The sequence below is a fragment of the Pseudomonas sp. W4I3 genome (assembly GCF_030816195.1).
Lineage (GTDB): Bacteria > Pseudomonadota > Gammaproteobacteria > Pseudomonadales > Pseudomonadaceae > Aquipseudomonas.
This window is the reverse complement of sequence record NZ_JAUSXS010000001.1, coordinates 5933583-5953799: the sequence shown is the minus strand read 5'-3', so window position 1 is coordinate 5953799 and position 20217 is coordinate 5933583. Positions and strand designations below refer to the sequence as shown.

Below are 20217 nucleotides of genomic sequence, written 5' to 3'. Positions count from 1 at the left end.
ATGAACTCGATGTTTAATTTTTCCAAAAAAAAGCCCCGAGTAATCGGGGCTTTTCTATCGCCGTGGCAATGAGTTGCGGGTATCAGCCTTTGTAGGCGGCAACCGACTTCATGATCTCGGCGCGGGCGGCGTCTGCGTTGCCCCAACCGTCGATCTTCACCCATTTGCCTTTTTCGAGGTCTTTGTAGTTCTCGAAGAAGTGCTTGATCTGTTCCAGCAGCAGCGGTGGCAGGTCGGTGTATTCCTTCACGTCGACGTACAGCTGGGACAGCTTGTCGTGTGGCACTGCGATGACTTTGGCATCGCCGCCGCCGTCGTCGGTCATGTTCAGGATGCCGACCGGGCGAGCGCGGATAACCGAGCCTGGGGTGACCGGGTAAGGGGTCACGACCAGCACGTCGAGGGGGTCACCGTCGTCAGCCAGGGTGTTGGGGATGAAACCGTAGTTGGCCGGGTAGAACATCGGGGTGGCCATGAAACGGTCAACGAACAGGCAGTCGCTGTCTTTGTCGATTTCGTATTTGATCGGCGCGTGGTTGGCCGGAATTTCGATGGCGACGTAGATGTCGTTCGGCAGGTCTTTGCCAGCCGGAATCTTGCTGTAGCTCATTGGGCGTTGCCCCCGTAGTTGGCCATATGACATGGCCGGATTGGCCTAAAAGTGGCGGCGATTATAGGCATATTCTGACGCCGATGCCATGCGCCAAGCGTCGTACGGTCATTCGCCCTGTGGCTGGTAGCGCGGGTCGTGGGCCTGCAGTTGGGTCAGGCGGGCCAACGGGTCCTGGCGGTAGAAGCGGCTGAGTTGCGCGTACACCTGTGGATAATGGCTGACCAGTAAATCCGGGGCGCTGAAAAAATATTCGCTGGTCACGGCAAAGAATTCCGCCGGGTTTTCCGCCGCGTAAGGGTCGATCTCGGTGTCGGCGTCCGGGTTGGCGTCCAGTTGGCGATTGAGGTCGTCAAACGCGCTTTGCATCACGCTGGCCCATTCCTGCACGCGCATGTCGTGGTGCAGCGGCGGCAGGCCGTTGGCGTCGCCGTTGAGCATGTCCAGTTTGTGCGCCAGTTCGTGGATGACCAGGTTGTAGCCTTCCCACTGGCCGCTGGCGAGGACGCCGGGCCAGGCGAGGATCACCGGGCCCTGTTGCCAGGCTTCGCCGCTGTGTTCGCCGTCCCACTCGTGTTCCACGCCGCTGGCATCGCGGTGGCGTTGCGGACTGAGGAAGTCGTCGGGGTACAGCACGATTTCATGGAAGCCCTGATACCAGTCGAGGTCGTCCAGGTTCATCAGCGGCAGTTGCGCCTGGGCGGCGAGCAGCAGGCGCTGTTCCTGATGCAGTTCGACGCCGGGCAGGGCGGTGAGGTGTTTATCCGCCAGAAACAGCACACAGGCTTCGCGCAGCCACTGGTCTTGCTCGGCCGTGATGCCATCGAGAAAGGTCAGGTGGTGACGCACCCGCTGCCAGGTGTCATCGGCAATCGGGTGCTTGGCCAGCAGGCGCCGGCGACGCCAGGCGCTGAGGGACCACATGGGCGATCAGTGCGGGTTGGCTTCGGAGGAGGTGCGGCCAAAGCGGCTGCGCACCACGCCGATGATCATCGGTACCAGGGACAGCAGGATGATGAACACCACCAGCAGCGACAGGTTCTTCTTGATAAACGGCACGTTGCCGAAGAAGTAACCCAGGGTCACCAGGCCACCGACCCAGAGGATGGTGCCGAGTACGCTGAACCCGAAAAAGCGCGGGTAAGGCATTTTGGCAATGCCGGCGACAAACGGCGCGAAGGTGCGCAGGATCGGCAGGAAGCGCGCCAGGGTCACGGTTTTGCCGCCGTGTTTGTCGTAGAAGTCGTGAGTTTTTTGCAGGTAGTCGCGACGGAAAATTTTCGAGTTCGGGTTGCTGAACAAGCGCTCGCCCACCGTTCGCCCGATCACGTAGTTGGTGCTGTCGCCGAGGATGGCCGCCAGCATCAGCAGGCCGGCCAGCAGCACCGGGTCCATGCCGCCGCCCGCGGCAACGGCACCGGCGATGAACAGCAGCGAATCACCCGGCAGGAACGGCATGACCACCAGGCCGGTCTCGCAGAAGATCACCAGAAACAGAATGGCGTAGATCCACGGACCGTAATTGGTTACCAGCATGTCGAGGTAAACGTCGAGATGCAGGATAAGGTCTAGCGGGTTGAAATCCATGGATGGCACCTGTGTGAATGGCCCGGCTCAGCAGGCCAGTGCGGGGACGACGGGTAATAAGGCTACACGTGTATGTCGAGATTCTTACAACCCTGAGAGGTGCGCATTATACGGATTGAGAGGTGAAAAGCGTGTGGCTTTTGTAGCGGGGAGTGTCGCGAAAGTGTGAAGGGGTAGGTGCCGGATCAATGTGGGAGGGGGCTTGCCCCCGATGACGGTGGGTCAGTGTTATTAACAGTGGCTGACACACTGCTATCGCGGGCAAGCCCCCTCCCACAGGGGACCGAGCGTTAGTCTTCGTTGATCGGCAGCACGTAGTTTTTGAATTCGGTGTCTTCGCGAAATCCAATCGACTCATAAGTCTTCTGCGCCACGTCATTGTCGCTGCTGGTGGACACCCGCAGCCGCACGGCGTGGGTTTCCTTGGCCATTTTCTTGGCGGTGCGCATCAGGTTGTCGGCGACCAGTTGCCGACGCGCGTCTTCGGCCACATAGATGTCATTGAGGATCCACACCCGTTTGAGCGACAGCGAAGAAAAGCTCGGATACAGCTGGCAGAACCCCAGCAGCCGCTTGTCATCATCATCGGCCAGCGCCAGGTAGATCACCGATTCCTTGCGCCGCAGGCGCTTTTCCAGAAAGGCCCGCGACGAGTCCGGGAATGGCAGGGCCCCGTAGAACTCGCGGTATTTGACGAACAACGGGGTGAGCAGGTCCAGGTGTTCCAGGGTCGCTTGAGTAATCCGCATGCCAGGCCTCAACTTCCAAATGGGGGATGACCACACGCGCGGCCGTGATTCGATGCTGCCTAACGTCGCGAAAAAGCGCAATCGTGCCGCGATCAGTCTGCGGGCGGGCTGAGCAGGAAATTGCCTTTCGTCAGGTCCGGGTCATCCGACTCGAGGGTTTGCAGTTGAGCCTCGTCCTTGAGATTGACCCCCGACAGCTGCCGACGACACGCCTCGCGCATCAGGTACAGCAGGCGATGGGCCGCCATGCCGTAACTCAGGCCTTCCAGGCGGACATTGGAGATGCAGTTGCGGTAGGCGTCGGTGAGGCCGACCTTGGGGTTGTAGGTGAAATACAGGCCCAGGCTGTCCGGTGAACTGAGCCCCGGCCGTTCGCCGATCAGGATCACCACCATTTTGGCGCCGAGCAGTTGCCCGATCTCATCGGCCACGGCGACGCGGCCCTGTTCGACCAGGATCACCGGTGACAGCGACCAGCCTTCGGCGTGGGTCTGTTCTTCCAGACGTGTCAGAAACGGCGCGGTGTGTTTGTGCACGGCCAGCGCCGACAGGCCGTCGGCCACCACGATTGCCAGGTCCACGCCATCGGGGTGTGCTGAAGCGTAGTCGCGCAGTGTCTGCGCCGAGTCATCACTCAGGCGACGCCCCAGGTCCGGTCGCTGCAGGTACAGATGCCGGTCGGTGGCGGCGCTGTGCAGCAACAGGCTGTCGCGGCCGCGCTCGGCAAATTGGCGGCTCAACCCTTCATGATCGAAGGGCAGGTGCACCGCATCCCGCGCCTGGGCGTGGGCAAACTGGAAGTCCAGTTGCGCGCTGGTGGGAATGCTGGTGCCGGTGCGGCCCAGGGCAATGCGCGCCGGGGTCAGGCGGCGCAATTGCAGCCAGGGGTTGTCAGGCAGGTCGAGTTGCACAGGCGGCTCCTTCATCCCAATTGCGCCAAGGCGTGGCGAAATGCCGGTGGCAGGTTGTTGCCGAAGCGTACCTTGCCGTCGGCTTGCGTAAAGATGCCCATCTTCGCCAGCCACTGCTCGAACTCCGGCGCCGGTTTCAAGCCCAGTGTCTGGCGGGCGTACAGCGCGTCGTGGAAGGAGGTGGTCTGGTAGTTGAGCATGATGTCGTCGGAGCCGGGGATGCCCATGATGAAGTTGATCCCGGCCACGCCGAGCAGGGTCAGCAGGGTGTCCATGTCGTCCTGGTCGGCTTCGGCGTGGTTGGTGTAGCAGATGTCGCACCCCATCGGCACGCCGAGCAACTTGCCGCAGAAGTGGTCTTCGAGGCCGGCGCGGATGATCTGCTTGCCGTTGTACAGGTACTCGGGGCCGATAAAACCGACCACGGTGTTCACCAGAAACGGTTTGAAATGCCGGGCCACCGCATAGGCGCGGGTTTCACAGGTTTGCTGGTCCACACCAAAATGCGCGTTGGCCGACAAGGCGCTGCCCTGGCCGGTTTCGAAATACATCAGGTTCTGGCCCAGGGTGCCGCGATTGAGGCTCAAGCCCGCGTCGTAGCCTTCCTGCAGCACGCTCAGGCTGATGCCGAAGCTGGCGTTCGCCGCCTCGGTGCCGGCGATCGACTGGAACACCAGATCCAGCGGCACGCCACGGTTGATCGCCTCGATGGAGGTGGTGACGTGGGTCAGCACGCAGGCCTGGGTGGGGATGTCGTAGCGCTGGATGATTGCGTCGAGCATTTCCAGCATGGCGCAGATCGAGGCGATGCTGTCGGTGGCCGGGTTGATGCCGATCATCGCGTCGCCGTTGCCGTAGAGCAGGCCGTCGAGAATGCTGGCGGCAATGCCGGCCGGCTCGTCAGTGGGGTGGTTGGGTTGCAGGCGCGTAGACAGACGCCCGCGCAGACCCATGGTGCCGCGAAACTGGGTGACCACGCGGATCTTCTGCGCCACCAGCACCAAGTCTTGCACGCGCATGATCTTGGACACGGCGGCGGCCATTTCCGGTGTCAGCCCCGGCGCCAGTGCGCGTAGGGAGTGTTCATCGGCTGCGTCGCTGAGCAGCCAGTCGCGTAGGCCGCCGACGGTCAGGTGGCTGACGATGGCGAAGGCCTGTTTGTCGTGGGTGTCGATGATCAGCCGGGTGACTTCATCGCTTTCATAGGGAATCAGCGCTTCTTCCAGGAAGTGTTTCAACGGCGTGTTCGCCAGCGCCATTTGGGCCGCGACCCGCTCGCCATCATTGTGCGCAGCCACGCCGGCCAGGAAGTCGCCGGAGCGCGCCGGGCTGGCCTTGGCCATCAGGTCCTTGAGGCTGTCGAAGCGGTAAGTCTGTGCACCCACCGCGTGGGAAAAGCTTGCCATACAGTGTCTCCTTGACGACGCGGGCAAGGCGCCCGCGTCGAGGTTTACGGCAGTTAGTGCAAGGCGGCCTCTGCGGCCTGGATCGCCGCGAATTCTTCTTCCGGCGTGCCTGCTACCAAGTGATGCCGGCTGTAGAAAGCAAAGTAAGCAATTAATACTCCATAGATGATCGCCGCGCCAATCACCACGCGCGGATCCACCAGGAAGCCCGCCACCACGGCCACGCAGGCCAGCACCAGCGCCACGCCCGAGGTGAAGATGCCGCCCGGCGTGCGGTATGGCCGCTCCATTTTAGGGCGACGGATGCGCAAGGTGATGTGCGCGGCCATCATCAACACGTAGGAGATGGTGGCGCCGAACACCGCCACCAGAATCAGCAGATCGCCCTGACCGGTCAACGACAGACCAAAACCGATGATGCCGGGGATCACCAAGGCCAGCACCGGTGCCTTGCTCTTGTTGGTTTCGGAGAGTTTGCGTGGCAGGTAGCCGGCGCGGGACAAGGCGAAGATCTGCCGGGAATAGGCGTAGATGATCGAGAAAAAGCTCGCGATCAAGCCTGCCAGGCCCACCAGGTTGACGAAGCTGCCCATCCAGGTCGAACCGCCGTAGGACAGCGCCAGGGCTTCCACCAGAGGGTTGCCGGATTTGATCAGTGCGTAAGTGCCTGCACCACCCGGTGCAATCACCAGGATCAGCAGGGCAAAACTGGTCAGCACCACAATCGCGCCGATCAGGCCGCGTGGCAGGTCACGCTTGGGGTTCTTGGTTTCTTCAGCGGCCAGGGGCACGCCTTCTACTGCGAGGAAAAACCAGATCGCATAGGGGATCGCGGCCCACACGCCGACGTAGCCGAACGGCAGGAAGCTGCTGGCGCCCTTGGCTTCGCTCACCGGGATGTCCAGCAGGTTGGCGACGTTGAAGTGCGGCACCATCGACACCAGAAACACGCCCAGCGCGATGGCTGCGATGGCGGTAATCACGAACATCAGCTTCAACGCTTCACCCACCCCGAAGATGTGGATGCCGATAAAAATGATGTAAAACGCCAGATAGATCATCCAGCCGCCAATGCCGAACAGCGACTCGCAATACGCGCCGATAAACACCGCGATGGCGGCGGGTGCGATGGCGTATTCGATCAGGATCGCCGTGCCCGTGAGGAACCCGCCCCAAGGGCCAAACGCACTGCGGGCAAAGCCATAGCCGCCGCCGGCGGTGGGGATCATCGAAGACAGTTCGGCCAGTGAAAAGCACATGCACAGGTACATGGTGGCCATCAGCAATGTGGCGAGAAACATCCCGCCCCAGCCGCCTTGGGCCAGGCCGAAGTTCCAGCCGGCGTAGTCGCCGGAAATTACGTAGGCGACGCCGAGGCCGACTAACAGCACCCAGCCGGCAGCGCCTTTTTTAAGTTCGCGTTGTTGAAAGTAATCGGTACCGACTTTTTCGAAGTCGACGGAAGATCCAGTGGGTTCGCTAGGCATGGGGAAGTACCTTTCGTTGTTATTGTTTTAACTCGGCCTCTGTGGGCCGAATGCAGTCGCAAGTACTTATAAGTGTTCGAGTGTGGGAGGGGGCTTGCTCCCGATAGCGGTAGGTCAGTTAGTGAGTGGTTGGCGGGTCCATTGCTATCGGGAGCAAGCCCCCTCCCACATTCTTTATTGCATTCCTGAATGTGGGAGAGGGTGCTTAGTTAGAAGAAGCCCAATGGATTAATGTCGTAACTCACCAGCAAGTTCTTGGTTTGCTGGTAATGGTCCAACATCATCTTGTGCGTCTCACGGCCTACACCGGACTTCTTGTAACCGCCAAACGCGGCATGCGCCGGGTACAGGTGGTAGCAGTTGGTCCACACGCGGCCCGCCTTGATCGCACGGCCCATGCGATAGGCGCGGTTGATGTCGCGGGTCCACAGGCCGGCGCCCAGGCCGAACTCGGTGTCGTTGGCAATCGCGAGGGCTTCGGCTTCGTCCTTGAAGGTGGTGATGCTCACCACCGGGCCGAAGATTTCTTCCTGGAATACGCGCATGTCGTTCGTGCCCTTGAGCAGGGTCGGCTGGATGTAATAGCCGGTGGCCAGGTCGCCGCTGAGCTTCTCGACCTTGCCGCCGGTGAGCAACTGCGCGCCCTCGCCCTTGGCGATTTCCAGGTAGGACAGGATCTTGTCGAACTGCTGCTCCGACGCCTGAGCGCCGACCATGGTGTCGGTGTCCAGTGGGTCGCCACGTTTGATCGACTCGATCTTCTTCATCACCACTTTCATGAAGTCGTCGTAGATCGACTCTTCCACCAGCGCGCGCGATGGGCAGGTGCACACCTCGCCCTGGTTGAAGAACGCCAGCACCAGGCCTTCGGCGGCTTTTTCGATGAATTGCGGTTCGGCTTTCATGATGTCGGCGAAGAAGATGTTCGGCGACTTGCCGCCCAGCTCAACGGTCGACGGAATGATGTTCTCTGCCGCCGCGTGCATGATGTGTGAGCCCACCGGGGTCGAGCCGGTGAAGGCGATCTTGGCGATGCGCTTGCTGGTGGCCAGGGCTTCGCCAGCTTCTTTGCCGAAGCCGTGCACCACGTTGAGCACGCCGGGCGGCAGCAGGTCGCCGATCAGTTCCATCAGCACGTTGATCCCCAGCGGCGTTTGCTCGGCCGGCTTGAGCACCACGCAGTTACCGGCGGCCAGGGCAGGCGCGAGTTTCCACGCCGCCATCAGCAGGGGGAAGTTCCACGGGATGATCTGGCCGACCACGCCCAGCGGTTCGTGGAAGTGATAGGCGGCGGTGTGTTCGTTGATTTCGGCGCTGCTGCCTTCCTGGGCGCGAATGCAGCCGGCGAAGTAGCGGAAGTGGTCGGCCGCCAGCGGGATGTCGGCGTTGAGGGTTTCACGCACGGCCTTGCCGTTGTCCCACGTTTCGGTGATGGCCAGCAGTTCGAGGTTCTGTTCGATGCGGTCGGCGATTTTCAGCAAAACCAGCGAGCGGTCCTGGGCCGAGGTCTTGCCCCAGGCGTCAGCGGCGGCGTGGGCGGCGTCCAGCGCCTTGTCGATGTCTTTGGCAGTGGAACGCGGGAATTCGGCGATGGCCTTGCCGTTGACCGGCGAGGTATTGGTGAAGTAATTGCCATCGACCGGCGCAACGAATTCGCCACCGATGTAGTTGCCGTACTTGGCCTTGAACGAAACGACAGCGCCTTCGGTACCGGGGTGTGCATAACGCATGGTGGGCATCTCCTGCTTTTATGTTTATTGGAGTAGAGCGCGGCAAGCGCGTGATAAAGCCTAGAGCAAAGGTTGGGCCACTGCGTGGCAGGCCAGGTAATTCAATGGGTTGGGGTTTGTTACTGGGCGTTGCTGTCACCCGGTTGGTACAGGCGCGGTGACAGTGTGTGCCATAAACGTTACAGCTCGTGACCGGCGGGTCGGGACGGGATTGCATTGACCGGGGGCCTGGAGGATGCTGGGCGTTCTCACGCAGGGAGAATAATAAGAACATGCACAACGATCAGTTCAGCCGCCATGCCCAGCAAGTCTTGACCGTCACCCGTGGGCATGACCTCGCTCAAGGCCCTGCCAGCGATCCATCGATTGCCCGCTCCTGGCTGCGCTGCCTGGAGGACTACCACCTCGACCCCGCGCAGACCATCGCCCCCACCGTGCTTGAACAGGGCCGCCTGCTGGAAAGCCGCGAGCGCCTGCAGCACGTGCTGCACATTGCCGGCAATGAGATGAACAGCCTTCACCAGCAGCTCTCGGGGGCTGGCCACGCGGTGCTGCTCACCGACGCGCGCGGTGTGATCCTCAACTGCGTCACGGCGCCCTCCGAGCGCAAGATTTTTGAGCGCGCCGGGTTGTGGCTGGGCGCCGATTGGAGCGAGGCCCGCGAAGGTACTAACGGCATCGGCACTTGCCTGGTGGAGCGCCAGTCCGTGACCATTCACCGCGACGAACATTTTCGTGGCCGACACACCGGGCTGACCTGTTCGGCGAGCCCGGTGTTCGACCCCCATGGCGAACTGTTGGCGGTGCTGGACGTGTCTTCGGCGCGCGAAGCCGTGTCGCGCCAGAGCCAGTTCCACACCATGGCGCTGGTCAATCTGTCGGCCAAGATGATTGAAAGCTGCTATTTCCTGCGCCACTTTGAACACCACTGGCTGCTGCGCTTCCATCTGCAGGCCGAGTCGGTGGGCCTGTTCAGCGAGGGCCTGCTGGCGTTCGACGGGGAAGGGCGTATTTGCGCGGCCAACCAGAGCGCGCTGAACCTGCTTGGGCATGTGCGTGATGGTCTGCTGGGGCAGTCGGTGGAAGCGTTTTTCGATTGTTCGCTGGACCAACTGTTGAGCCGCGCCAGCGCCAATGCGACCGCCAGTTGGCCATTGCGTACCCGTAGCGGGCGGAGCCTGTTTGCCGCCTTGCGAGGCCAGCCGCGTCGCGCGCCCACCCCGATGACCAAGCCAGAAACGCCACGGTTGTCAGGTATCTGCCTGGGGGACCCTGCGCTGCAGGACGATATGCGCAAGGCGCTGCGGGTGTTCGAGCGCGATGTGCCGCTGCTGATCAACGGTGAAACCGGCTGCGGCAAAGAGGCGTTCGCCAAGGCTGTGCATCAGGCCAGTCAGCGTTCGGACAAGGCCTTCGTCGCGCTCAACTGCGCGGCCATTCCGGAAAACCTGATCGAAAGCGAGCTGTTTGGTTATCGCGGCGGCAGTTTCACCGGGGCCCTTAAGGAAGGCATGCGTGGCAAGCTGCAGCAGGCTGACGGCGGTACGCTGTTTCTGGATGAAATCGGCGACATGCCCGTAGCGCTGCAAACCCGTTTGTTGAGAGTGCTGGAAGACCGGCTGGTAGTGCCCATCGGCGGTGAACCGCAGGCGGTGAACGTGCGAATTATCAGCGCCACGCACCGTAATCTGCTGGAGCGTGTGCAGGACGGCAGTTTCCGCGAGGATTTGTATTACCGCTTGAACGGCTTGGAAATCGCCCTGCCGGCGCTGCGTGAGCGCAGTGACAAGTCGCAACTGTTGGATTTTCTGCTGGCCCAGGAAGCAGGTGAGCGGCCCTGTCGGTTTGAAGTCAGCAGCGCGGGACGTTTTGTTGGCCTACGCCTGGCCGGGCAATATCCGACAGATGCGTACGGTATTGCGCACGCTGGTCGCGCTGTGCGACACCAGCCAGATCGAGCTTGAGGATGTACCCGCGATCATCCGCCAGGCTCGTTCGGCCAGTTCCGATCCGGCCCTTTCACATTCGCCCTTGGACGATGCCGAACGCTCGGCGTTGCTGGCGACACTGGAGCAGCAACGCTGGCACATGAGCCATACGGCACAGCAGTTAGGCGTGAGCCGTAACACGCTGTATCGAAAACTGCGAAAGTATGACATTTCACGCAGCTCGCTCGCTCAGCGGTAAACGGTGCGGGTCACCCTGAAGTTTTGCCAGCCCGTCGACTGACGGCGGGCTTGGTACGGTGACCTAAAGAGTGCCATTTCCTACTCCCTGCGCTAACCTGCCTCGATGTTTTACGAGGTCAACTATGCACATTCATATTCTTGGTATCTGCGGCACGTTCATGGGCTCGATGGCGGTGCTTGCCAAAGAGCTGGGCCATCACGTTACTGGCTCTGATGCCAATGTGTATCCGCCCATGAGTACCCAGCTTCAAGCTCAGGGCATTGAGCTGACGCAAGGCTACGACCCGGCGCAATTCGACCCGGTGCCGGACCTGGTGGTGATTGGCAACGCCATGTCCCGAGGTAACCCTGCGGTCGAGTATGTCCTCAACAAAGGCTTGCCATATGTTTCCGGCCCGCAGTGGCTGGCCGACCACGTGCTGCAAGGGCGCTGGGTGCTTGCGGTAGCCGGCACCCACGGCAAAACCACCACCAGCAGTATGCTGGCCTGGGTACTGGAGCATGCGGGCATGAGCCCCGGCTTCCTGATTGGCGGTGTGCCGCAAAACTTTTCGGTGTCGGCGCGCCTGGGCGATACGCCGTTCTTCGTGATCGAGGCCGACGAGTACGACAGCGCGTTCTTCGACAAGCGTTCCAAGTTCGTCCACTACCGTCCGCGCACGGCGATCCTGAATAACCTTGAGTTCGACCACGCCGACATCTTCCCGGATCTGCCGGCCATCGAGCGGCAGTTCCATCACCTGGTGCGCACCATCCCGAGTGAAGGCCTGGTGATCCACCCGACCACCGAACCGGCGTTGCAGCGTGTGATCGACATGGGCTGCTGGACCCCGGTGCAAACCACCGGCGCAGGCGGGCAGTGGCAGGTCAGGTTGCTGCGTGACGACGGCTCCCGGTTTGAAGTGCTGTTCGAAGGCGAAGCCCAGGGCATCGTCGAGTGGGACATGACCGGCCAGCATAACGTCGCCAACGCCTTGGTCACCCTCGCGGCTGCGCGGCATGTGGGCGTGGTGCCGTCCATGGGTATCGCGGCCTTGAGCGCATTCAAAAGCGTGAAGCGCCGCATGGAGAAGGTGGCCGACGTGAATGGGATTACCATCTACGACGACTTTGCCCACCATCCCACGGCCATCGCCACCACCCTGGACGGCCTGCGCAAGCGCGTCGGCGAGGCGCAGATCATTGCTGTCGTCGAGCCGCGCTCCAATTCGATGAAGCTGGGTGCGCACCGCGATGGCCTGCCGGAAAGCGTCAATGACGCCGACCAGGCGGTCTGGTACGCACCGGCCAACCTTGGCTGGGACCTGCCGGCGATCGCCGCGCAGTGCACGGTGCCTTCGACGGTGTGTGACTCGTTGGAGGGCATCATCGAACACGTCAAGCGCCTGGCCAAGCCGGGCACGCACGTCGTGATCATGAGCAACGGCGGCTTCGGCGGCCTGCATGGCAAGCTGGCCGAGGCGCTCAAATGAGCGGGCCGGAACGCGTCACCCTGGCGATGACCGGCGCGTCCGGCGCGCCGTATGGCCTGCGTCTGCTCGATTGCCTGGTGCGTGAAGACCGTGAGGTGCATTTCCTGATCTCCAAGGCGGCGCAGTTGGTGCTGGCGACGGAGACTGACGTGGCGTTACCCGCCAAAGTGCAGATGATGCAGGCCTTCCTCACCGAATACACCGGCGCGGCGGCGGGGCAGATCAAGGTGTATGGCAAGGAGGACTGGATGTCGCCGGTCGCGTCCGGCTCCGGTGCGCCGGCTGCGATGGTGGTGGTGCCATGCTCCACCGGCACCCTGTCGGCGATTGCCACGGGCGCCTGTAACAATTTGATCGAGCGTGCGGCGGACGTGACCCTGAAGGAGCGTCGTCAGTTGATTCTGGTGCCGCGTGAAGCGCCGTATTCCAGCATCCACCTGGAGCACATGCTCAAGTTGTCGAACATGGGCGTGACCATTCTGCCCGCATCGCCGGGCTTCTATCACCAGCCGCAGACCATCGACGATCTGGTGGATTTCGTGGTGGCGCGCATTCTCAACCTGCTGAATATCCCTCAAGACATGCTGCCGCGCTGGGGCGAGCATCATTTGAGCAGCGATGAATAAGGCGTTGCTGGTAGTGCTGGCGCTGCAATTGACCGGCTGCGCCACCGCTCGCACGCTGGATGCCGCACAACCTGGCGCGCCAGTGGTGTACGCCGGCACGCGCCTGGATTTGTATGCGATCAACGGCGGCTGTTGTGCGAAAGACCGGTTTGGCGCCGAGGCTCCGACTTATCCCCATGTGGACCTGCCGGCCAGTGCGTTGCTCGATACCTTGCTGTTGCCGCTGTCGCTGTTGACGGTGTTGGGGGTTGGCTTCAACGCCACGGGCGGGCTCTAACTCGACCTTAATGGCAACACAAAACCAAATGTAGGAGCGAGCTTGCTCGCGAAAAACGTCCAGGCAACGCGTTCATTCTGGATAACCGCGGCGGCCCTGAGTTCTTCGCGAGCAAGCTCGCTCCTACAAAAAGCCTTAAGCCCCCTCCCACATTTATTGCTGTGTAGACCTTATTTACCGAGCTTGCGCAACTCATCCGACTCCACAACCCGTATCCCGTCCTGCTCCTCCAGCGCCAGACGCCACATGGCGCGGGCCAGGTCGCACACTTCGATGCCGTGGTACTTGCCGGGAATCAGGCGCGACAGCGGCCCCGCCAGCTGTTCGGCCAGGCGCGGTTCCAATCGTTCGCCCAGCAGCAATGATGGGCGCACGATGGTCAGTTGCGGCCAGTCCTGTGCTCTAAGTGCCTGCTCCATTTCCCCTTTGACGCGGTTGTAGAACACCGAAGATTTCGGATCGGCGCCAATTGCACTGATCACGATCAGGTGCCGCGCGCCCATTTCCCGTGCGCGCTTGGCAAAGGCCACCACCATATCCAGGTCAACGGCACGGAACGCAGCTTCGGAGCCGGCCTTCTTGATCGTGGTGCCCAGGCAGCAGAAGGCGATATCCACCTGGCCGCTCAGTTGTGGCAGGAATACGGCCGGGTCGCCCACGGGGTTTTCCAGGCGAGGGTGCTCAGCCAATGGTTTGCGGCTGGGTGCCAGCACGCGGGTCACGGTAGGTTCGTTGAGCAGGCGGTCCAGCAAGTGTTCGCCGGTGAGGCCGGACGCGCCGGCCAGCAGGATATGCTGCGGTGTCAGGTACATGGTGTTTCCCCCTTGTTACACGTTACAGCTTAGTTGCCTTTGGCTTCCTTGCTATTCATTGAGACGCTTTCGAGCGCCTTTCGTGCCTGCTGTTTACGTAATAGTTGCCAATGGGCGATCACGCCCTTGGGGGCCCAGATCTGCGGTTCGGAGGCTTCGAAATTGTCCGCCTGTTCGCGCTCGGCCACGTGCAGTTGTGCCAGTTTGAACGCGTGTTGCAAATCGTCCGTTTGACTGAAGGCTTGTGCGAAAAGGGCATCACCGAAGTAGGTGAAGTCTGCCTCTTCCGAGCAGCCGAACGACACGCGATCAGCGCGCGAGGCGGTCATGATCAGCGTGTGCTCGTCCTTCAATGCCGGGATGAAGCCGCCGGAGTAACAGGCGGAAATCACGATGATCTTGTCGCGGTTTTTCAGCGGCGCAAGCACGGCGGCCAGCTCATCGGCTGGCAGGTCGGCCAGTTCCATGCGCGGCTGGTCCAGCACCAGTTCGTGTTCGTGCGTGCCGTGGCTGGTCATGTAGATGAACACCAGGTCTTCCGGCCCGCTGCGTTCGGCCAGGGTTTGCACGGCCCTGCGCAGGTTTTCGCGGGTGGCCATGGGGCGGTCGGCGATGTGGTCGCGGTGGTTGACCAGACGAATCTGCCCACGCGCACCGAAGCGGGTGGCGAGCATGTTGCTGACGTAATCGGCTTCGCGCAGGAACACGCTTTGCTTGCCGTCGCCCGCCAAGGCCAGGGTGTACAGCTCGACGGCAGGTGTGGAGGGCGGCACGGCGGCGAGGGCGTCAGCCAGCAAGCGGCCCTGGGCCAATACGCCGGTTTCCAGTGGGTCGGGCAGCAGCTTGCCCTCGGCATCGCGCACGCGCATGCCGTTGACCCAGGTGCCAGCCTGCACCGTGCCGTCGGTGAGCACCAGCGTGCCGCGGCCCTGGTAGCTGTCGCTGTCGAAGCCGCCGACATAGAAACTGCCATCGGTAAGGTTCAAGCGACCTTCGCCGCTGAAACGCCAATCACTAAACTGGCCCACGTAGTGGCTGCCATCGACGCCGATCAATTCGCCTTTGCCGCTCAGGGCACCTTCCTTGAACTGGCCGATCCAGACGTCGCCGTCGGCATTTTCATAGCGACCCTTGCCATTGAGCTGGTTCTGTTTGAATTGGCCGACGTAGATATCGCCGTCGGCGCTGTTGAAGGTGCCGTTGCCTTCCAGTTGACCATCGACAAAGTGGCCGCTGAACTGATTGCCGCTGTCGTCGTTGCGCTGACCTTCGCCATTGGGTTTGCCGTGGGCGAACTGGCCTTGGTATTGGCTGCCGTCGGCCAGCTCCAGGCGACCGAGGCCGGAATACTGGTCGTCCTTGAATTCGCCGCGATAGGTCATCTGCCCCTCTTTGAGGGTGCCTTCGCCGTTGCGTCGACCGTTCTTGAAGCCGCCCACGTAGCTGCTGCCCGCCGTGGTCAGGCTGCCTTGGCCGTCAAACAGGCCTTGCTTGAACTCGCCCTTGTAGACTTCGCCATTGCTGCCGTGCCACTCGCCCTGGCCGTGCCACTGGCCCTTATCGAACTCGCCGGCGTACCAGCTGCCGTTCGGGTAGTCGACGCGGCCCTGGCCTTGCAGCAAGCCATTGACCACATCGCCCCGGTAGCGGCCGCCGTCGGGCAGGCGCGCATCGGGCGGCAACAGCGATTCGCCGTCTCCGCAAGCGGTGAGCAACAGGGCAAGGGCAAGGGGAGCGAGTGGGCGCATAGCGGGATCCGGATAATTAAGCGCCGAGTATGCCGCAGCTGCGAGTTTCATACATAAATTTACATACACTGTGGCAAGGTTTATTGCCTCGCCACAGGCAGCGTCCTACACGAAGCAGAGTGACAGCGACTCGGCGATATAAGCCGGTTTCTCCAGACCTTCGATTTCCAGGGTGGCGGTGGCCTTGAACAGCCACTGGCCAGGCTTTTTCTCGTTGACGTCGGTGAGGGTGACGTTCAGACGCACCTTGGAACCGACCTTCACCGGCTGGATAAAACGCACGCTGTCCAGGCCGTAATTGACCGCCATTTTCAAGCCTTCGGGCATGATCAGGATGTCTTCCATCAGCTTGGGCATCAGCGACAGCGACAGGAACCCATGGGCGATGGTGCTGCCGAACGGGGTTTGCGCTGCCTTGACCGGGTCGACGTGGATGAACTGATGATCGCCGGTGGCTTCTGCGAACAGGTTGATGCGCGCCTGGTCGATGGTGAGCCAGTCGGAACGTCCGAGTTCCTTGCCGACATAATCTTTGAGCTGCGCTACGGGTACATAGGGCATTGCGTCTCTCCTGGGTTCATCATTTTTATCCCCCCGCTGATGAGGGGTTTTTATGGGATACAGAGAACCAATGTAGATCATCATGGGCAATCGGCCCGGTCAACGACATGCTTTTGGCGAATGCCGGAGCATAGGGCCGGCGTGCTTATAATGCGGATGGGTTTTGAGGGGGCGAAGAGGATGCTGTTACGTGGCCTGACCTGGCTGGTGCTGTTTCAATTGATTGGCACCGCGATCAACCATTTGCTGTTGCCGGTATTGCCGGGGCCGATCATCGGCCTGTTGTTGATGCTTGGCTTTTTGATCTGGCGCGGTGAAGTCAGCGAGCCGCTGAGCCTGGCGGCCAGCAGTCTGTTGCGCTATCTGCCGTTGTTGCTGGTGCCGCCGGCGGTGGGCGTGATGGTGTATGCCAAAGACATCGTTGCAGACTTCTGGGCCATCGTCGGCGCGCTGGTGCTGTCGCTGGTCATCGCCATGGGGGTTGTCGGCGTACTGATGCAGCAGATGGTCAAGCGCAAGGAGAAGGACCAATGATGTTCGACTGGCAGGGCGCCTGGACGGCCGTCATTCATCATCCGCTGTTCGGCATCGGCGTCACCCTGGGCGCGTATCAACTGGTGCTGGCGGCGTTCGAGAAAACCCGCTGGATCTTCCTCCAGCCAGTGCTGGTCTCCATGCTGCTGGTGATCGGCGTGTTGCTCGGCTGCGGCCTGAGCTACGCCGAATACCGCAAGAGCACCGAGATCATGGGCATTCTGCTGGGGCCTGCGACGGTCGCGCTGGCGGTGCCGCTTTATCTGAACCTGCGACGGATTCGCCAATTGTTCTGGCCGATTTTTACTACGCTGGTGATAGGTGGGGTGTTGGCGACCGGCCTGTGCGTATTGTTGGGCTGGTGGTTCGGTGCCGAACACCGGGTGCTGATGACCATGGCGCCCAAGTCAGTGACGTCGCCGATTGCCATGCTGGTGGCCGAGCAGATTGGTGGCGTGGCGGCATTGGCGGCGGTGTTCGTGTTGATCACCGGCGTGGTCGGCGCGATGATCGGTCCAGCGTTGCTGTCACGCCTGGGTGTCTACAGCCCCGAAGCACGCGGCATGGCGTTGGGCATGACGGCTCACGCGGTCGGCACCTCGGTGGCCCTGCAGGAAAAGCGAAGAATGCGGCGCCTTCGCGGCGCTGGCTATGAGTTTGATGGGCGTGGCCACGGCGGTCTTCCTGCCGCTGGCCGTGTCGGTGATCGTTTAAACCGGGTTTAAGGAAACCTTTATGAGTCTGGCGCTGTTTCCGCTCAACACTGTGCTGTTCCCTGGCTGCACGCTCGATTTGCAACTGTTCGAGGCGCGCTACCTGGACATGATCAGTCGCTGCATGAAAAAGGGCGAAAGCTTCGGCGTGGTGTGCATCCTCGACGGCAAGGAGGTCGGCCTGGCCCCGGACGGCTACGCGCTGATCGGCTGTGAAGCGCTGATCCGCGACTTCAAGCAACAGGACAACGGCCTGCTGGGCATTCGTGTCGAAGGCGGGCGGCGTTTCCGCGTGCGTGACGCCGGGGTGCAAAAGGACCAGTTGCTGGTCGCCGAGGTGCAGTGGCTGGAAGAGCTGCCGGACCAGCCGCTGGAAGCAGAGGATGCCGACCTGCTGGCGCTGCTGCAGGCATTGGCGGAGCACCCGATGGTCGCTTCGCTGGACATGGACGCCCATGCCGAGGGCCAGCAGGCCCTGGCTAATCAGCTGGCGTATCTGTTGCCGTTCGACGAGGCCGATAAGATCGACCTGCTGCAACTGGACGATCCGCAGCAGCGGCTGGATGCGATCCAGATGCTGCTGGATGAGTTGCAAGGTGAGCTGTTCACCTGAAATCCCGGCCGACGTTCAATAGGCGTACCTGAGCAAGGCGTGCGAAGTACCGGTAAAGGCGATGAAAGCGAGCACGGCCACCACGGTAGGCAATACCAGCCACCAGGCTTTTTGCGTCATCGGTGGTAACGGGCTGCGGTATTGAATGACGGTGAGGCTGAACGCACACACGCTCATTGCCAACAGCGTGCCGGCCAGGATATCCGTGGGCCAGTGAGCGCCCAGGTACACCCGTGACAAGGCAATGAACGCGGCGGGTATGCAGCCCAGCAGCAGCCAGGTCAGGCGTAACCGTGTGGGTTGGCCTCGGCCAGCCAGCACCGCCAGGGCCAGAAAGAACGCAAACGAGCCGGAGGCATGGCCGCTGGGCATGCTGAAGCTGGTGAGCGGGTCGATCAGGATTTCCGGGCGGCCACGGGCGAAGAACAGCTTGGTGCCGGTATTGATTACCGCGGCGCCGCCCAGCGTGGCTCCGACGAATACGGCGTGACGCCACTGTCGCGCCAGTAACAGCAGGCCGGTGAACACCGCGCTGGCCACGAACATCTTCTTGAATTCGCCCAGCTGGGTGAGTTGCACCATCACGTGATCGAGCCATGGGCTACGGTGTTCCTGCACCAGTGCGCTCAGGCCCTGGTCGAAATCATTGAGGTGCGGGTAGCCGATAAACAGCGCGACCAGCAGAACCAGGCTGGCGCAGCCCACCCACAGGGTCGCACGACGGTGGCCGCGCAGGCTGCTGTTCAAACTCAGCCCCAGCAGTACCGCCAGGCAGGCGGCGACAATGGCGGCTTCCGGCCAGAAACCTTCGGGCAACGGCAGGCGGAATGCAGCACCGGCGGCCCATCCGGGCAGCAGGTAAGCCACGGTCCAACCCGCTGCCGCGATCACGCTTACGGCCGCGAAACGCGGGAACGGCATGTCGCACATGCCGGCGACCATCGGCAACATGGGGCGCAGCGGGCCGATGAAACGCCCGACCAGCAGGCTGGCGATGCCGTACTTATGGAAGTAGGTTTCCGCGCCATTCATCCATTCGGGATGCTGACGAAGGCCGGGCAGGCGCCTAATGTTCTGGTGGAAATGTCGGCCCAGGTAGTAGGAAACCCCATCGCCCAATAAACCGCCGAGGAACCCCAGCAGCAGGGTTTCACTCAACGACAACGCGCCGCTGCCGGCCAGCGCGGCAATCGCAAACAGCAACACGGTGCCGGGCACGATCAGCCCGGCGATGGCCAGGCACTCCACACACGCGACGATAAACACCGCCGCCGCCAGCCATTGTGGGTTGAGGGTCAACCAGCCGGTAATGCTATCGAGCCATTGGCCCATACAATCCACTCCATGTATGCAATACATATTCTGTGGGAGGGGGCTTGCTCCCGATGGCGGCATAACAGGCAGTCACTGTTTAGCTGACCCACCGCTATCGGGAGCAAGCCCCCTCCCACATAAGGTTCACTGTGTTGAGGGGGGCGTTATTCAAATCAAAAAATAATCGCGGCCTTCGACCTGGCCTCTGCGCAGCGGGTTCCGTGTGCAATAAAGCGCATAGCCAGCATCGACGAAGCGGTACATCAAATGCTCATCGCGCCCGCTGGGAATGCCCAGCCGGGTGGTCTGGATGATTCGCGTCGGCACCTGGCCCACGTCTTCTACATACAACAGTTCCCGGTCGAAGCGCTTGGCATCCCATATCGGCACCTTCAGGCCCAGCGCCTTGCACAGCAGGGTCTGGCCCGCGCAGAGTTTCTGCGAGGTGCGCGGGCTGCCGTCGGGGTTGGGGTTGTTCAAGAGCATCTGCGCCAGGCTCGCCGGCCCGGACACTTCATCGACCCAGGGATAAGCCGATTTGATCAGCACGGCATTGCCGGGGCCATGGGCGCTGAAGTTCAGCGAATCACCGCCTCGGGCGTAGTACATGTAGATATGCCCGCCATCCAGAAACAAAGCCTTACGCTTTTCTGTGTAGCCGAGCGAGGCGTGGCTGCCTTTTTCGGCCACGTAATAGGCTTCGGTTTCAATAATTCGCGCCGAAAGCCAGGTTTCGCCAACACGATGGCGGATGACTTTTCCAAGCAGTTCTTGCGCAAGCAGTTGCGCATCGCGGTCGAAGAAGCTGTCGGGGAGGGCGCTGGCGGGCAGTTCAGGGGTCATTCTGGACATAACGTTCAGGGTTATTACGGCTAAAT

18 protein-coding genes and 2 pseudogenes are annotated in these 20217 nt (G+C 61.7%); 7 read left to right on the top strand and 13 right to left on the bottom strand.

The window, feature by feature from the left end:
• Window positions 1–82: 82 nt before the first annotated feature.
• The 8 genes from ppa to QF045_RS27095 form a co-directional block, all read right to left on the bottom strand.
• The gene (gene ppa / locus QF045_RS27130) at window positions 83–610 is read right to left on the bottom strand and encodes an inorganic diphosphatase (RefSeq protein WP_003176323.1); all 528 of its coding nucleotides are present in this window, start codon (window positions 608–610) and stop codon (window positions 83–85) included.
• A gap of 108 nt (window positions 611–718) precedes the next feature.
• Entirely contained in the window at window positions 719–1534 is an 816-nt protein-coding gene (locus QF045_RS27125; protein ID WP_306494779.1) for a zinc-dependent peptidase, read from the bottom strand.
• A 6-nt stretch (window positions 1535–1540) separates the two neighbouring features.
• Window positions 1541–2197 (bottom strand): DedA family protein, encoded by a 657-nt coding sequence (locus QF045_RS27120; RefSeq protein ID WP_046069710.1) that lies wholly within the window; start codon window positions 2195–2197, stop codon window positions 1541–1543.
• Window positions 2198–2487: 290 nt separating this feature from the next.
• Window positions 2488–2946, bottom strand: coding sequence for an N-acetyltransferase (locus QF045_RS27115; RefSeq protein WP_056846361.1), 459 nt, complete (start codon window positions 2944–2946; stop codon window positions 2488–2490).
• Between the two features lie 92 nt (window positions 2947–3038).
• On the bottom strand, window positions 3039–3872 hold the full coding sequence (gene eutC / locus QF045_RS27110; RefSeq protein WP_306494778.1) for an ethanolamine ammonia-lyase subunit EutC: 834 nt from the start codon (window positions 3870–3872) through the stop codon (window positions 3039–3041).
• Window positions 3869–5263 (bottom strand): ethanolamine ammonia-lyase subunit EutB, encoded by a 1395-nt coding sequence (locus tag QF045_RS27105; RefSeq protein WP_306494777.1) that lies wholly within the window; start codon window positions 5261–5263, stop codon window positions 3869–3871. Before QF045_RS27105 ends, eutC begins: the two co-directional genes overlap by 4 nt.
• A 53-nt stretch (window positions 5264–5316) precedes the next feature.
• A complete protein-coding gene (gene eat / locus QF045_RS27100; RefSeq protein WP_306494776.1) occupies window positions 5317–6750 on the bottom strand; it encodes an ethanolamine permease in 1434 nt (477 codons plus the stop codon).
• A 209-nt stretch (window positions 6751–6959) separates the two neighbouring features.
• Complete coding sequence (locus tag QF045_RS27095) at window positions 6960–8480, bottom strand: aldehyde dehydrogenase family protein (RefSeq protein WP_306494775.1); 1521 nt, start codon at window positions 8478–8480, stop codon at window positions 6960–6962.
• Window positions 8481–8752: 272 nt separating this feature from the next.
• On the opposite strand from QF045_RS27095, the pseudogene QF045_RS27090 reads away from it, so the two are divergent.
• From QF045_RS27090 to QF045_RS27075, 4 genes and pseudogenes are all read left to right on the top strand, one after another.
• Window positions 8753–10667: pseudogene (locus tag QF045_RS27090) on the top strand (sigma-54-dependent Fis family transcriptional regulator).
• A gap of 124 nt (window positions 10668–10791) precedes the next feature.
• Window positions 10792–12141, top strand: coding sequence for a UDP-N-acetylmuramate:L-alanyl-gamma-D-glutamyl-meso-diaminopimelate ligase (mpl, locus tag QF045_RS27085; protein ID WP_306494774.1), 1350 nt, complete (start codon window positions 10792–10794; stop codon window positions 12139–12141).
• Window positions 12138–12767, top strand: coding sequence for a flavin prenyltransferase UbiX (gene ubiX, locus QF045_RS27080; protein WP_065910043.1), 630 nt, complete (start codon window positions 12138–12140; stop codon window positions 12765–12767). The genes mpl and ubiX overlap by 4 nt, the downstream gene beginning before the upstream one ends.
• Complete coding sequence (locus QF045_RS27075; RefSeq protein ID WP_306494773.1) at window positions 12760–13044, top strand: YceK/YidQ family lipoprotein; 285 nt, start codon at window positions 12760–12762, stop codon at window positions 13042–13044. Before ubiX ends, QF045_RS27075 begins: the two co-directional genes overlap by 8 nt.
• A gap of 170 nt (window positions 13045–13214) precedes the next feature.
• On the opposite strand, the gene QF045_RS27070 is transcribed toward QF045_RS27075, so the two are convergent.
• From QF045_RS27070 to QF045_RS27060, 3 genes are all read right to left on the bottom strand, one after another.
• Window positions 13215–13856 (bottom strand): oxidoreductase, encoded by a 642-nt coding sequence (locus QF045_RS27070; protein ID WP_306494772.1) that lies wholly within the window; start codon window positions 13854–13856, stop codon window positions 13215–13217.
• A 29-nt stretch (window positions 13857–13885) separates the two neighbouring features.
• Complete coding sequence (locus QF045_RS27065; protein WP_306494771.1) at window positions 13886–15604, bottom strand: C13 family peptidase; 1719 nt, start codon at window positions 15602–15604, stop codon at window positions 13886–13888.
• 105 nt (window positions 15605–15709) lie between these two features.
• Complete coding sequence (locus QF045_RS27060) at window positions 15710–16165, bottom strand: MaoC family dehydratase (protein WP_306494770.1); 456 nt, start codon at window positions 16163–16165, stop codon at window positions 15710–15712.
• 180 nt (window positions 16166–16345) lie between these two features.
• Between QF045_RS27060 and QF045_RS27055 the strand changes: the two genes are divergently transcribed.
• From QF045_RS27055 to QF045_RS27045, 3 genes and pseudogenes are all read left to right on the top strand, one after another.
• Window positions 16346–16699 (top strand): CidA/LrgA family protein, encoded by a 354-nt coding sequence (locus QF045_RS27055; protein WP_306494769.1) that lies wholly within the window; start codon window positions 16346–16348, stop codon window positions 16697–16699.
• Window positions 16696–17413, top strand: a pseudogene (locus tag QF045_RS27050) (LrgB family protein). Before QF045_RS27055 ends, QF045_RS27050 begins: the two are co-directional and overlap by 4 nt.
• A 21-nt stretch (window positions 17414–17434) precedes the next feature.
• Window positions 17435–18025: an LON peptidase substrate-binding domain-containing protein gene (locus tag QF045_RS27045; protein WP_306494768.1), complete on the top strand. Its 591-nt coding sequence runs from the start codon at window positions 17435–17437 to the stop codon at window positions 18023–18025.
• A 15-nt stretch (window positions 18026–18040) separates the two neighbouring features.
• Here the strand turns inward: QF045_RS27045 and QF045_RS27040 are convergent, their stop codons facing one another.
• Window positions 18041–19357, bottom strand: coding sequence for a bifunctional DedA family/phosphatase PAP2 family protein (locus tag QF045_RS27040; RefSeq protein WP_306494767.1), 1317 nt, complete (start codon window positions 19355–19357; stop codon window positions 18041–18043).
• 150 nt (window positions 19358–19507) lie between these two features.
• On the bottom strand, window positions 19508–20191 hold the full coding sequence (locus tag QF045_RS27035) for a DNA-3-methyladenine glycosylase (RefSeq protein WP_306494766.1): 684 nt from the start codon (window positions 20189–20191) through the stop codon (window positions 19508–19510).
• Window positions 20192–20217: the final 26 nt, after the last annotated feature.